Origin of the sequence: Pseudoalteromonas sp. SK18 (assembly GCF_001974855.1) — a bacterium.
Classification (GTDB): domain Bacteria; phylum Pseudomonadota; class Gammaproteobacteria; order Enterobacterales; family Alteromonadaceae; genus Pseudoalteromonas.
This window is the reverse complement of sequence record NZ_MTQB01000023.1, coordinates 44,512-58,160: the sequence shown is the minus strand read 5'-3', so window position 1 is coordinate 58,160 and position 13,649 is coordinate 44,512. Positions and strand designations below refer to the sequence as shown.

15 protein-coding genes are annotated in these 13,649 nt (G+C 39.2%); 3 read left to right on the top strand and 12 right to left on the bottom strand.

Features of this window, described 5'->3' with window-relative positions; all coding sequences use genetic code 11:
* Positions 1-134: 134 nt before the first annotated feature.
* The gene (locus BW139_RS14985) at positions 135-617 is read right to left on the bottom strand and encodes a YajQ family cyclic di-GMP-binding protein (protein WP_008113183.1); all 483 of its coding nucleotides are present in this window, start codon (positions 615-617) and stop codon (positions 135-137) included.
* Between the two features lie 151 nt (positions 618-768).
* Here BW139_RS14985 and BW139_RS14980 point away from each other — a divergent pair, with 151 nt between their 5' ends.
* Entirely contained in the window at positions 769-1,119 is a 351-nt protein-coding gene (locus BW139_RS14980; RefSeq protein ID WP_076920196.1) for a VanZ family protein, read from the top strand.
* Positions 1,112-2,014 carry a ketopantoate reductase family protein gene (locus BW139_RS14975; RefSeq protein ID WP_076920195.1) on the top strand — a complete coding sequence of 301 codons (903 nt, stop codon included), beginning with the start codon at positions 1,112-1,114 and terminating at the stop codon, positions 2,012-2,014. The genes BW139_RS14980 and BW139_RS14975 overlap by 8 nt, the downstream gene beginning before the upstream one ends.
* Before the next feature lie 292 nt (positions 2,015-2,306).
* On the opposite strand, the gene thiI is transcribed toward BW139_RS14975, so the two are convergent.
* Together thiI and BW139_RS14965 are read right to left on the bottom strand one after the other, a co-directional pair.
* Positions 2,307-3,764 carry a tRNA uracil 4-sulfurtransferase ThiI gene (gene thiI / locus BW139_RS14970; protein ID WP_076920194.1) on the bottom strand — a complete coding sequence of 486 codons (1,458 nt, stop codon included), beginning with the start codon at positions 3,762-3,764 and terminating at the stop codon, positions 2,307-2,309.
* 100 nt (positions 3,765-3,864) lie between these two features.
* Positions 3,865-4,518 (bottom strand): TetR/AcrR family transcriptional regulator, encoded by a 654-nt coding sequence (locus BW139_RS14965; protein WP_010391043.1) that lies wholly within the window; start codon positions 4,516-4,518, stop codon positions 3,865-3,867.
* A 177-nt stretch (positions 4,519-4,695) separates the two neighbouring features.
* On the opposite strand from BW139_RS14965, the gene coaD reads away from it, so the two are divergent.
* Positions 4,696-5,187 (top strand): pantetheine-phosphate adenylyltransferase, encoded by a 492-nt coding sequence (coaD, locus tag BW139_RS14960; RefSeq protein ID WP_024601870.1) that lies wholly within the window; start codon positions 4,696-4,698, stop codon positions 5,185-5,187.
* Positions 5,188-5,227: 40 nt separating this feature from the next.
* Here the strand turns inward: coaD and BW139_RS14955 are convergent, their stop codons facing one another.
* From BW139_RS14955 to argC, 9 genes are all read right to left on the bottom strand, one after another.
* Positions 5,228-5,746 carry a hypothetical protein gene (locus tag BW139_RS14955; protein WP_076920193.1) on the bottom strand — a complete coding sequence of 173 codons (519 nt, stop codon included), beginning with the start codon at positions 5,744-5,746 and terminating at the stop codon, positions 5,228-5,230.
* Positions 5,739-6,254, bottom strand: a complete 516-nt coding sequence (locus BW139_RS14950; RefSeq protein WP_076920197.1) for a hypothetical protein — start codon at positions 6,252-6,254, stop codon at positions 5,739-5,741. Before BW139_RS14950 ends, BW139_RS14955 begins: the two co-directional genes overlap by 8 nt.
* Positions 6,255-6,754: 500 nt before the next feature.
* Positions 6,755-7,291, bottom strand: a complete 537-nt coding sequence (locus BW139_RS14940) for a hypothetical protein (protein ID WP_076920191.1) — start codon at positions 7,289-7,291, stop codon at positions 6,755-6,757.
* 14 nt (positions 7,292-7,305) lie between these two features.
* The gene (locus tag BW139_RS14935) at positions 7,306-7,506 is read right to left on the bottom strand and encodes a hypothetical protein (protein WP_076920190.1); all 201 of its coding nucleotides are present in this window, start codon (positions 7,504-7,506) and stop codon (positions 7,306-7,308) included.
* Positions 7,507-7,756: 250 nt separating this feature from the next.
* Positions 7,757-9,622, bottom strand: a complete 1,866-nt coding sequence (gene argH / locus BW139_RS14930) for an argininosuccinate lyase (RefSeq protein ID WP_076920189.1) — start codon at positions 9,620-9,622, stop codon at positions 7,757-7,759.
* Positions 9,623-9,674: 52 nt separating this feature from the next.
* Positions 9,675-10,877, bottom strand: a complete 1,203-nt coding sequence (locus BW139_RS14925) for an argininosuccinate synthase (protein ID WP_076920188.1) — start codon at positions 10,875-10,877, stop codon at positions 9,675-9,677.
* On the bottom strand, positions 10,874-11,806 hold the full coding sequence (locus tag BW139_RS14920; protein WP_010391031.1) for an ornithine carbamoyltransferase: 933 nt from the start codon (positions 11,804-11,806) through the stop codon (positions 10,874-10,876). The genes BW139_RS14925 and BW139_RS14920 overlap by 4 nt, the downstream gene beginning before the upstream one ends.
* A 7-nt stretch (positions 11,807-11,813) precedes the next feature.
* Positions 11,814-12,581, bottom strand: a complete 768-nt coding sequence (argB, locus tag BW139_RS14915) for an acetylglutamate kinase (RefSeq protein ID WP_010391030.1) — start codon at positions 12,579-12,581, stop codon at positions 11,814-11,816.
* Positions 12,578-13,591 carry an N-acetyl-gamma-glutamyl-phosphate reductase gene (gene argC / locus BW139_RS14910; protein WP_076920187.1) on the bottom strand — a complete coding sequence of 338 codons (1,014 nt, stop codon included), beginning with the start codon at positions 13,589-13,591 and terminating at the stop codon, positions 12,578-12,580. Before argC ends, argB begins: the two co-directional genes overlap by 4 nt.
* Positions 13,592-13,649 lie beyond the last annotated feature (58 nt).

The window sequence follows — 13,649 nt, the reverse complement described above, 5'->3', positions numbered from 1 at the left end:
GTTCGGGGTTCGGGGTTCGGGGTTCGGTAATTATCATAGATTTAAAAATAAAAAAACCAAACAATATAACGTGTTTGGCTAAATACATGTTGCTTTGAACTAAGCGCCTGTAGCGCCTAGCTCGAAACAATAAATTAATCGCGGAAGTTTTTAAACTGAAATGGCTGACCTAAATCGGCAGTGCGCACAACTTGCATAGCAGCTTGTAAGTCATCTCGCTTTTTACCCGTTACGCGTACTTCTTCGCCTTGAATAGCCGCTTGCACTTTTACTTTAGAATCTTTAATGGCTTTTACTACTTTTTTAGCCATGTCTTTTTCGATGCCCTGCTTTAGTGCAACGTTACGAAAAACATTTTTACCTGCACGAGAAATCTCTTGAAGTTCTAGGCTCGCAACATCCATCCCACGCTTAGAAACTTTACCAGCTAAAATATCAAACAACTGCATAACCTGAGCATCTGCTTCAGCTTTTAATTTAATTGTTTTATCGTTTAATTCAATTGAGGCATCGACCCCTCTAAAATCAAATCGAGTCTCTAATTCACGATTGGCGTTATCAACCGCGTTTTGTGCTTCGTTCATTTCTACTTCAGATACAATATCAAATGAAGGCATGATGTTCTCCTAACTAGCTAATCTTAATTTTATGCGGCAATTATAACGTTAAAATGATAAATCTTTACACTTTTCTGCATCTTGTTCAGGTGCGATACTAATTTAGTTTGATATACTGAGGCTTCTTTTTTATACGATTTTAGGATTTTTTGTGACGAGGCGTGTTTACCAAGCTATTTTTTTAATTAGTATTGTCGCATTTACCTTCTTATTTGCTAAAGAGGTAAAGGGCGCTGCAAACTTATTTCCGCATATAGATAAAGTGGCGCATTTTGGTATTTTCTTTTTACTTGCCATTATTATGGATAAAGCCTTTAAACTGCCTTTATATGCACAAATTTTGCTGTTAGCCGGCTATGGTGCCGCAATAGAAATTATGCAAGATAGTCTGCCTTACAGACAAGCATCACTGGCCGATTTTGTTGCCGACTTTATTGGTGCAGCAAGCTACTTTTTAGCTAAAGCGCTATTAACACTACGTAAAAAGAAGCGTTATGGCTAACATACTTGTTGTTGGTGATGGTGCTATTGGCTTGTTATTTAGCCATTTTTTAGCTAAAAGTCACACTGTTTACATCCTTACCAAAAAGGGCACAGTCAATACGCGCTTTTATAGCTGTGGTGATGCTCCTTCGGAAAAAATTAACGCTACTTTCATCTCACAACAGCAATTAGCTCAAGCTCCTGAATTTGACATTGTCTTATTCACTGTTAAAGCGTTTGCAGTGCAACAAGCCTATGCGCAAGTAAAACCTTTTCTAGGCAAGAGTACTCATATTGTATTAAGTCATAATGGCATGGGTAATGTTGAACAATTAAATGCACAGTTAACACAGCAGCAATCGTTGTACTTTTTAACCACTAGCATGGCTGGATTTAAGTCAAACCCTAATATTGTGCAGCATACTGGAAACGGGCAAAGTGTATTAGGGGGCTATAATCAACTAGCTATTCAAAATCTTCAACAGTTTAGTGCGCAATTACACACTATTCCGCAATTAATTGTCAGCAACAATATTGAGCAACTCCGGTTTGAAAAGCTACTGGTTAATATTGCCATAAATCCATTAACCGCTCTGTACAATATAAAAAATGGCCAGTTGCGTGCGCCACAGTTCAATAGCTCAATTATTAATTTATTAACAGAGGCGTGCCATATTGCGACCGCGCTTAAACTTAATATTAAGCTTATCGATGCCCTCGAGCGCGCCTACAAGGTAATGAGTTTAACGGCAGAGAATTACTCATCTATGCATCAAGACGTTATGCACAATAGGCAAACTGAGATCATGGCAATTTGTGGTTATATTAGTGAGCAAGGCAAGCGACATAATATTGCGACCCCGTATAACGACGCTTTACTTGCTGAAATTCTGGCAAAAAAAAGCGCGGACTAAATACGCGCATCTAGGGTCTGTTGACTTTTGCGGATTACAATTTGTTCAAACTAGGGGTGGTTTAATCGCGGCGCGAGGTTTGTAACCTAGTGGGCTAAGTAAAAACCGAGCAACAAAGAGTAAATCGCCCCTAGGCAGAACCCTTCGGGCAGCGCCTGTTTGGCATTGATGCTGCGTTATCGCCTATTTATGGGGAATAACCACACCACATAGGCTCTGCCTTGCCTAAATACCAAACAGACTTCTGCAAATTTAACCTTAAAGGGTCAACAGACCCTAATATATTAAGCCATTAACGACGATAGACTTTTACAGTGGTAAAGCCTTCTTCGTGAAGAATAAGCGCTTGTAACTGGCTCATTACCCCTTTTTGGCAATATAAGTAATAGTCTTTGCCTTTAGGTAAATCACCAAACTTAGTTGCTAAACGGAAAAACGGTAAGTGGATAACTTCAATACCATCAATTTCAAGCGGTGCGGCATCTTCTTCTTCAGGTGAGCGAATATCAACAACAACCGCTCCTTCAGGTAACTCTGTAACTGACTCAGCCTCTTTAAGCTCTTGCTTAGCTTCAACATCAATATCGCGCACATCCATAACACGGGCGTTATCAATAACGGTATTTAATACATCAAAATCAAACTTCTCTTCTTCTGCTTTAATGACTTCAATTTTGGCTTTAACTGTCGGCTTTTTAGAGATCACACCACAGTATTCAGGCATCGTCTCAGCCATTTCTGCAGTGCCTATTTGGCGCGCTATATTGATGATCTCTTGCTTATCATGTTGAATAAGAGGACGTAAAATCAGCGTTTCGGTTACACGGTCAATAACACTTAAGTTAGCTAAGGTTTGGCTAGACACCTGACCTATACTTTCACCCGTTACCAAAGCTTGAATATTTAGTTTTTCAGCAACGGCACTACCCGCTCGCATCATCATACGTTTAAGCACAACACCCATTTGGCTGTTCTCAACGTTTTCTAAAATTTCCGCAACAACTGGTTCAAAATCAACAGTAATAAACTTAACTTTATGCGTAGAGCTGTATTGTTTCCATAGGTAGTAGCTCGCTTGCTTAACCCCAATTTCATGGGCAGCACCACCTAAGTTAAAGAATAAAAAGTGTGTACGAGCGCCTTTACGGATCATCTGATAACTGGCAACGCCAGAATCAAACCCACCAGACATAAGCGATAATACATCGTCTTGTGTTGGCAGTGGAAAGCCCGCCATTCCTAAATGGGTTTGCGTCACTATGTAAGCTTTTTCGTCTTTAATTTCTAAACGAATTGTTACCTCAGGGCGGCTTAGCTTTACTCGCGCACCTTCAACGTGTTGATTAAGCCCACCACCAACGTAGCGCTCTAGTTCAGTTGAAGTAAAATCATGTTGACCTATGCGCTTAGCACGCACACAAAAGGTTTTACTAATAATAGTATGGCCAACTAATGCGATGGTTTTTTGATAAATGTCATCAAGGGTTTTGAAGTCTGTTTCGGTTACTTCAATAAACTGTACGATGCCAGGAATACGTTGCAAACTATCGATAAAATCAAGGCGAGTTTGAGCATCGTCTAGTTTTGTAACAACTGAAATGTTATCCCAGTTATTACGTACTTGTACTTTTTCGTCAACACGACGCAATACAATTTTAATGTTATTTTCTAACACTTTGGTAAAGCGTTTACGGACTGAACGGCTTTTGATGGCTATTTCAGGGTGAAGTTTGACGATAAATTTAAGCATAGTTCAACTCTTAGACTGCGGGAATTCGCGCACCCAGGCATTGGGCGCGGCGGATTATAGCAAAAAATTTAACGCCTAGGAACTAACCAACTTAACAGGCTTAAGGATTCTGGGGGGCAGCATTTGCTAAAAGTGCGTACTTGTCTCTTAACTGATTAATTTTATTTGCGCTTTTTTCTGTACTGTAAGCCTTAAATAAAGTCAGTACTTTTACAATGCCAGGGTATATATCTTGCTCAACCAGCACACCACTGAGTCTTCTTGCTTTCATATAGGGTGTCCAAAAGCTAACCGTTAATTTTAGCGTATGAGCAAGTTCAATGGCATCTTGTTCATCAATGGCAATAATTTCACTATCCCGCAAGGCCAAAATGATGTTACGTACCTGCTCAAGTAATTCCTGCTGAAAATCAATGTAACCCTGTTTTAAATGGCTATCGCGAGCAAGAATATCGCCAAGGTTGTCGTAAAAAAAGTGGTAGCGCCACATTAATTCAAATAGCGAATCTAAGTAAGGGCCTAGATGCTCAAAAGCATCATCGCCTTTATCAACTGGCTTAAAATGAGTACTCAAATGATCGCGATAAAGTGCAAATATATGGCGAATAATGTCTTCTTTATTTTTAAAGTGGTAGTACAGATTACCCGGACTCATGCCTAAACTCGATGCAATATGATTAGTTGATATTGCTCTTTCACCATGTTCATTAAACAATGAAATACTGGTTTGAATTATTTTATCCTTGGTATTCATATACTCATTACTCAATTTTCGAAAATACGATGCTGCATTAAAACAATCCACTAGTATAAACAAATAGTCAGCGTTAAAACAATCAAGGCATGAAGTTCTTCACAATTTACTTACAAGGCTGCTTTGCACACTAAACACTGCTACACTACGGCTAAAAATAATAACACAGTAAATATTATGAAAGTGACCGCAATCTACCCAGGCACATTTGACCCCCTTACCAACGGCCACACTGATTTAATTCAGCGTGCTGCTAAGATGTTTGATACCGTTATTGTTGCTATTGCTCATAACCCAAGTAAAAAACCGTGTTTTACTTTAGAAGAACGCGTTGATTTAGCAAATGAGATTTTAAGCCATTTAGATAATGTAAAGGTCATTGGCTTTTCAGGGCTGCTAGCTGATCTGGCTCGCGACCATAATGCAAATGTACTGATCAGAGGCATAAGAGCGGTTTCTGATTTTGATTATGAATTTCAGCTCGCAAATATGAACCGCCGTTTAAACCCTGATTTAGAAAGCGTATTTTTAACGCCCGCCGAGCGTAATACCTTTATATCATCAACGCTAGTAAAAGAAGTAGCACGCCATAACGGCGATGTAAGTGAGTTTGTTGACACCATAGTAATGAAGGCGCTGCAATCAAGACTGGGGAAAACCAAGCATTAATAATTTTTTCAGAAAGTAGCGTATAAATGAGACGCTACTTTTAGACTCCTAAAATAAAACGGCCTTTAAATTTCTTCCCTAACCAGAGTATTTTTAATACGTCTTTATTTATGATTAAAACTACCGCCATAACACAATCACTGACAACTTGACCTATTGCATAAAGTGCCCAAAACCACCAGTAATCGGTATTATCCTGCATGCTGACATCGTAATGCATACCTAAAAACATGAGTGCATTAAAGCTAAGCCCTACAATAAGGTAATAAAAAGCAACAGGAATAATTTTGCCCTTAATAAAGTATCCCCAAATAACTAGCAAAACAATAGTCACTATATCAAACATAAACATTTTAAGATGAGGTGTCTCTGTAGCTGGATCAATAAACATGCTTGAAGTGTAAGATAGCATCATAATAAAAGAGAGAAGCAAAAGGTTTTTATTGCGATTGTTTATACTTGTCGATAGGTTATACAAAAAAGAGATTACAAATAACCAAGTTATAAAAATCGACATATAATCAAAAATCGCGACTAACTGCCAAAGAAAATCAGCCATTAATAATAGCCTTATTAATACTAATTTTTACAAGCCAATTTTTAAATTTCACTACTCTCAAAAAGTCTTTATTGATAAATAAAATGGCTATCATCATAAAATCCATAAGATTAATTCCCAAAGAATAAAATGACCAGAACCACCATGGTGAGCTGTTACTAAAAACAAGTACATCTAGATGCATGCCAAAAAATAACAGTGAGTTTATGCTTAGCCCTAATAATAGATAGGAAGATATGATGTTTTTATTTAAGAAGTTACTTGCAATCAAAATAGCCAAAATAGTCATTAGATCAAAAAGTAATAGTTGCATGTAAGAAATATTTTGAATATCAATAAACAGGCTTGAAGAGTATGAAACCGACATTATTAGCGACAGCCATAAAGCCTCTTTTTTGGGTTTATTTATACTCGTTACTAATGAGTATAAAAAAGCCATTAAAAAACCCCATTGAACAAACGCACCTAGATAAAGAGATACATATGGGTTGAGCAAGAAGTCATTCATTTGAAACATTATTTCGAATAGCTAAATTAAGTTGTTTTTTTACCTGTCGTTTTTTTAAGATACTTGTATTTATTACCAAAGAAATAATCATTAATACATCAATAAAGTTTACTCCTAAAGAGTAAACACTCCAAAGCCACCATTCATCAATATTATTACGTACAAATAAGTCATAATAAATGAAAAATGTTAGCAGACTATTTATTAGTAAGCCTGAAATAATATAATAGCTAGCGAGGGGAGCTTTTAGACAGAAATTCAATAAAATGAGAATAATAGAAATGGTTATATAATCGAAGAGGATCCAGTCTAAGTATACATTTTCTAATATCGGAAAAAAATCACTACAAAAGTAAGAGGAAAACATAATAGCGGCTAAGTATGTTAACGACTTGTCTGGCTTATTAATACTCGAAACAAGTGAGTATAAAAATGCCATTAAAAAACCCCATTGAGTGAAAGCACTTACGTAATCAACCATGCTGTAATCGATGTACAACTTAGTTACAGTCCCTTGCAATTTTAGGTCTTAGGAATAATGATACTATTTTATTTTTGAGTTTGTGTAATCCTAAGAAGTCTTTGTCTACAATTAGAGCAACAATCATTACTAGGTCTATAAATGTCACTCCAAACGTGTATATATCCCACAAAAACCAAGGTTCAATATTTTTATTAATAAAAATATCTAAATGCATTAGCAAAGCTAACATCAAATTAATTGAAAGGCCTATTAGTAAATATAATAATGAAGGAGTCGTAGTTTTACTTAATTTGTAAACGAAAATTAGGAAAATTATGGTTATTAAATCATGTATTGCCCAATCAAAATAAGTAGTATTGTAATAGGAAATCCATGTAAATAAGTAATCAGTCACGGAATAGGATACTACCATAACTAATGAGCTGAGTAATAAAGTCGTTCTCCTCTTAACATCTAAGCTGTAGACAAAGAGGTTAAAAAAAAACGCCATTAAAAAGCCCCATGTCACTAGGGCTGACAAAGAAAACAGACCAAAAAACTCAGCTAAAAACATTTACTACCTTTCTATCACTTTGGACGAGGTAAAAGAATCGTATTACCACGCTGGAGATCAGCACTACCGCCAGCAGCAGCCATCGCCTCTTGAGAGATACTTACTGTATCAGATTGTAGGGTTTTAGGGCTAGCAGTTTGTTCCATTGCAGGCTTTAATTGTTGCGTTTTATTGTATGCTTGCATTTGTACTTGGCTGTTCGCTGAAATTTGCATGTGATTAATCCTTTTGAGTATTAAATTTATTATTGGCGCAAATTTAAATCACACCACCTGAAGCAGTTACTAAATAACTGCAGTAACGCATTGCCTACGTTGTTTAATTGACTCAACAACACGTTACAGAATAATAAAAGCAAACGATATGCCAACTTTAAATTAATAGTATGTTAATTAAAAAATTATTTTATTTTACTCAAAAAAAAACGCATCGGGGTCACCGTGCGTTTTTTATCCTAGGGATTGCTCAAGCCACGTTCTTACAAGGGATCTCCATGCTATTACTTGGCTTTAACATATATTCCATTGCGACTTCATCACAGTTTTCTTTACGTAAACATAACTCGCAATCTTTCATTACTTTTTCAGGTAGGCTCTCTTTACTACAGAAACTAAAGCGCTGATTTTCGAAAAAGTCAGGGACACGAGTCAGAACAATGACACGATTGAGTGCCAATTTTTTGGCTTTTACCAACAAATGCTCAACCAGCTCTCGTCCCTGCCCTGTTACTGCGCTTTTAGGGTCAATGCCTAATGAACGTATTTCAGCTAATCCTGTGTCGTAAATATATAGTGAAGCACAACCCGATACCTGACCGTTTATCTCAGTTACGGCAAACTCATTAATTGAGTGCACCATATCACTTTTAGCACGCGGTAAGTTTTCACCGACTGTAGCCCAGTGCTGTACGAGTTTAGCAATCGCTTCCACGTCATCTAAATTGGCATCACGAACCGTTATTTGCTGTTTTTTTTTCGCGTCTTTCACCGCTTTGCTTACTTGCTCTAATGATGTACCGCCAAGCGCTTGGCGTGCTTTGATACAGGCGTCAATTTCAAGTACCGGATAGACATCATCCTCAAACACTGGGTTTACTGATTTATACTGCTCTAGAGAAAGTTGCTCTAACGTTTTATCTTCACTAATGGCTAGTTGCACCAATACCCCTACAATATGGTGCCCTTCTCTAAACGGAACACCTTTAGCCACTAAGTAATCAGCCAGTTCGGTTGCATTTGCGTGGCCACCTTTTGCCGCTGCAAGTGTTTTATCTGCTTTAACTTTAATGCCTTTAATACACGCTTGTGCCATATGAATACACGCAAGCCACGTTGGCATGGCATCAAAAATGCCTTCTTTGTCTTCTTGCATATCTTTGTTGTAAGCAAGTGGCAGTGCTTTTAAGGTCATCATCATTGCGCTAAACGCACCAAACACCCGCCCTGTTTTACCACGAATTAGCTCTAATGCATCTGGGTTTTTTTTCTGTGGCATTAAAGATGAACCCGAGGTCACATTATCGGCCAATTCAATAAAGCCAGCTTCTCCCGAGTTATAAAAAATCAGGTCCTCAGACATCCGCGATAAATGGATCATAGAAATAGACGCACAGCTTAATAGCTCAACCACAAAGTCACGATCAGACACACCATCTAAACTATTTTTAGTCGCACCGGTAAAGCCTAACCCTTGTGCAAGTGCATGACGATCAATTGGGTATGCAGTGCCAGCAAGTGCACCACTGCCAAGTGGGCAGTAGTTCATTCTTGCTTGGGCATCTTGTAATCGGCTTTCATCACGCTCAAGCATTTCTACATAAGCCATACACCAATGACTAAACAGTACGGGCTGTGCACGCTGTAAGTGCGTATAACCTGGCAGTATTGTGCCAAGTTCACGTTCAGCCAAACTAATAAATTCAGCTTTTAATTGTGCAATTGCTTTTAAAATATGATCGGCGGTATCGCGGCACCATAACCTAAAGTCGGTAGCAACTTGATCGTTACGACTTCGGCCTGTGTGTAACTTTTTAGCTAAATCACTCACTTTTTCAATTAGCGCAGCTTCAACATGAGAATGAATATCCTCAGCACCTGAGGTGGCAACCGCGTGTGGATCTGCTTTTACCTCTTCAAGTAGCTCATAAAGTGCCGATACCAGCTTTTTGTGCTCATCACTAGATAACACATTCACTTGTTCTAGTGCGCCAGCCCATGCAACAGAGCCAATAATATCTTGCTCTGCTAATTGATAATCGAAGGGAAGTGAATCGTTAAACTGTTTAAACGCTTCATCTGGACCCGTAGAAAAACGTCCGCCCCATAATGCCATGAAATCTCTCCAAACCCGATAATAGCCCCTTAATTCCAAGGGGCGTAAAAAATTACTTTTTAGCTAATGCTGAAATTCTGCTTGATAGCGAGAATAAACGAATAAAGCCTTCTGCGTGCGATTGGTCATAAACATCATCTTCACCAAAGGTAGCAAAATCTTCGCTATATAAACTGTTAGGTGATTTTTTCTGAACCGCAGTGACTTGGCCTTTATAAAGCTTAAGTACCACTTCGCCCGTTGCTAGTGTAGACAGCGCTTCTGCACCGGCTAAAATAGAATCTTTTAACGGCGTAAACCAACGACCGTCGTAGACTAAGTGTGAAAATTCACCACCGAGTACTTCTTTCCATTTACGGCTCGCTTTATCAAGTACTAACTCATCAATAGCTTGCAGCGCTGCCATGATCACAGTGCCGCCTGGCGTTTCATAACAACCACGCGATTTCATGCCCACTAAACGGTTTTCTACAATATCGACACGGCCCACACCATGAGGTGATGCAATGTCGTTTAATTTAACTAAACAATCATAAGGTTTAAGCTCTTCGCCATTTACAGCAACTACTTCACCTTCAACAACCGATAAAGTGACGTGTTCAGCTTTATCAGGTGCTTGCTCTGGTGAGTTAGTCCAGGTCCATACTTGCTCACTTGGTTCACACCAAGGGTCTTCAAGTTCACCGCCTTCGTGAGAAATATGCCATGCGTTAGCATCACGACTGTAAATTTTAGTTGCTGACGCAGAACATGGAATGTCACGTTCAGCTAGGTAATCAAGCAATGATTCACGGCTTGATAAATCCCACTCACGCCATGGCGCAATCACTTTTAAATCAGGTGCGAGTGCGGCAAAACATGACTCAAAACGTACTTGGTCGTTACCTTTACCCGTACAGCCATGAGAAAGTGCATCGGCACCTACTTTACGTGCAATTTCAACTTGCGCTTTAGCAATGATTGGACGCGCCATAGAAGTACCAAGTAAATAAGTCCCTTCATATATAGAACCCGTTTTAAGCGTTGGGTAAATATAATCGCTTACCATCTCATCTTTTAAATCAACCACGTAACATTCAGATGCACCAGACGCTATAGCTTTAGCTTCCACGCCTTCAAGTTCTTCAGCACCTTGGCCAACATCGGCAACAAAAGCAATCACTTCACAGCCGTAGTTCTCTTTTAACCATGGCACGATAGCCGATGTATCAAGACCACCTGAATAGGCTAAAACGACTTTTTTAATTGAACTCATAGGTGTTCCTTAACAAAATTTGGATTTAACAATGTAACTAATAGCGCATTTTGCGCATGCATGCGGTTTTCTGCTTGCTGTATAATTTTTGATGCAGGGCCATCCATTACCTCAGAAGTAATTTCAAACTCACGGTGTGCCGGTTGGCAATGTAATACCGTAGTTGCACCGGTTTTTTCTAACAATGCCTGGTTTAATTGATAAGGCATGTATTTTTCTTTTACTTGCTCAAGAGGAGTTGTATCCCCCATTGATACCCAGGTATCGGCGTAAACAACATTAGCGCCTACTGCAGCCTCAACCCTGTCACTTACCATTACAGAAGCGCCATTCATCGCTGCTATTTGCTCTGCTTTTTTAAGTACTTGCGAATCAGGTGAGCTGCCTTTTGGTGTTACAGCGACAAAGTCTGTTCCTAAAGTAGCGGCTAATAGCATTAATGAGTGTGTTACATTATTGCCCTCACCTAGGTAGGCAAGCTTTAACTGGCTAACATCACCATGTACTTCTTGTAGCGTTAAAAAATCAGCTAATGCTTGGCATGGGTGATATAAATCACACAAACTGTTAATCACAGGAACGGATGAATACTCACCGAGTGTCGTTAACGTACTGTGCTGATTAACCCGCGCAACAATCCCGTCTGCCCAAGTCGAAATATTTAAGGCAAAATCTTTTATTGATTCGCGGGCGCCCATTGCACCATTTTGTTGGTCAAGGTAAACCGCATGGCCCCCTAAACGGTTTATACCAATATCAAATGAAAGGCGAGTACGTAAACTTTGCTTTTCAAACAAAGTAACCACTGACTTACCAGCTAGCACTTGGCTATATTTACTTGGGCTTTCTTTAATATCTTGCGCTAACTTTAATAAATTTAGTGCGCCTTGTTGGTCTAATTCTAGACCCGTTAAAAAATCTTTAAACATGTTCAACCTATGGTGTTACTTTAGTTCCGACATGCTCGCCTTGCAGCAAAGCAGTTAAGTTTTCTGGCTTTTGCCAGCTGGAAATGTACACACCGCGTCGTAAATGTTGGGCAGCGTGAAGACTGGTCTTAACTTTGACCTCCATCCCGCCCAAAATTACTCCCTCTGCAATTAAAGTATCAATGTGTTTTGTGTCAAGTTGATGTAAAGGCTGCTTATTGGCATCAAGTACCGCCTCTACGTCCGTCATAAAAATAAGTTCTGCATTTAAATTATTTGCCATTGCGGCGGCTGCTTCATCGGCATTAACGTTGTATAACAAGCCCTGCTCATCAAAGCCGATAGAACTGATGATTGGTAACCGGCCAGCACTGAGTAAATCATTAATAATAGAATCAGCATTGTTGTGACATTGACCTACTTGACCCAATGCTTTTAATTTTTGCGAGGCGGTGATCCCTGCTTCATATAAACTTAACCCCACCGGCTTATGACCAACACTAATTGCTTGCGCCATGAGTTGTTTGTTTGCCGCACCCGCAAGGGCTCCAACAATATAAGGCATCTGTTCTTTAGGGCTAATACGTAAACCTTGGTGTTTAGCACTGGCAAAACCAGCCTCTTTTAACCAGCTATCAACTAATGAGCCACCACCATGCACAATCACAAACTGAGCATCATCTTGCTCGTTGAGTATTTCAAATAATGCTTTAGCGGCATTTTCAGTATTGAGTACTGCACCACCGAGTTTAATAACCCACGTTTTACTGCTCATCTAAACGCTCCTATTAGACCTGTAGTGTGGGGAAGCCCCATTGATAAATTAATACATTGCAAAGCCTGACCAGCTGCCCCTTTTAATAAGTTGTCAATTGCTGCCATTACTATTAACTGTGAGCCTTGCTGCTGCCACGCAATATCTACATAAGGTTGTTTGGCCACCCCTTTAATCGAAGGGATTTTGCTGCCAAGCAAACGAATTAATGGCTCATCAGCCAATACTTGATAAGCTTTAGCTACTTGCTCACTGGTCACACCCGGCTTTAATTGCACATAAATAGTTTCTAAAATACCGCGCGGAAAATTACCTAAATGAGGAGTAAATAACACCTCATGACCTAGATGCTGTTGTATTTCAGGCCCATGACGGTGATTAAACAAACCATAGGGTGCAAGTGATACCTCACAAAAATGAGTCCCTAGGCTGGCTTTACGCCCTGCGCCCGTTACGCCAGAAACCGCATTAATAATAATTTTTTCATCACTCAACAAACACGCTTGCTGAAGAGGTTTTAATGCATTTAATGCAGCCGTTGGATAGCAGCCAGCAACAGCAATTAGCTGAGCATCAGTAATGGCTTTACTATTCCATTCAGCAAGACCATATGCCGCTTGATTGAGTAGTTCTGGATGTTGGTGTTCAAAACCATAATAAGTAACGTAATCATCATTACTTGCAAGACGATAGCCACCGGAAAGGTCAAATACCTTTTTGCCCATCGCTAAAAACTGAGGCGCTAAATCCACACTTACTTTATGATCGGTGCACAGACAAACGTAATCTGCTGAATAAGTGATATCAGCAAGTGCATGTTCATTTAGTGGCTGCAGAGGTAAATCAAGTAATCCTAAATGCTCAGGATACAATTCACTAAGCAATTTATATTTATCTAAACTTTGCGCTGATACATAACAACCAGTTAGCGAAAGAGTTGGATGCTTTACTACTAAGCTAGCCAGTTCTGCGCCGCTGTAACCGCTGGCACCTATAATTACTACGTTCATTATTTACTCTTTATCTAAAATTAGTGACCACATTCCATGTTGTTTGTTTACACTAGGG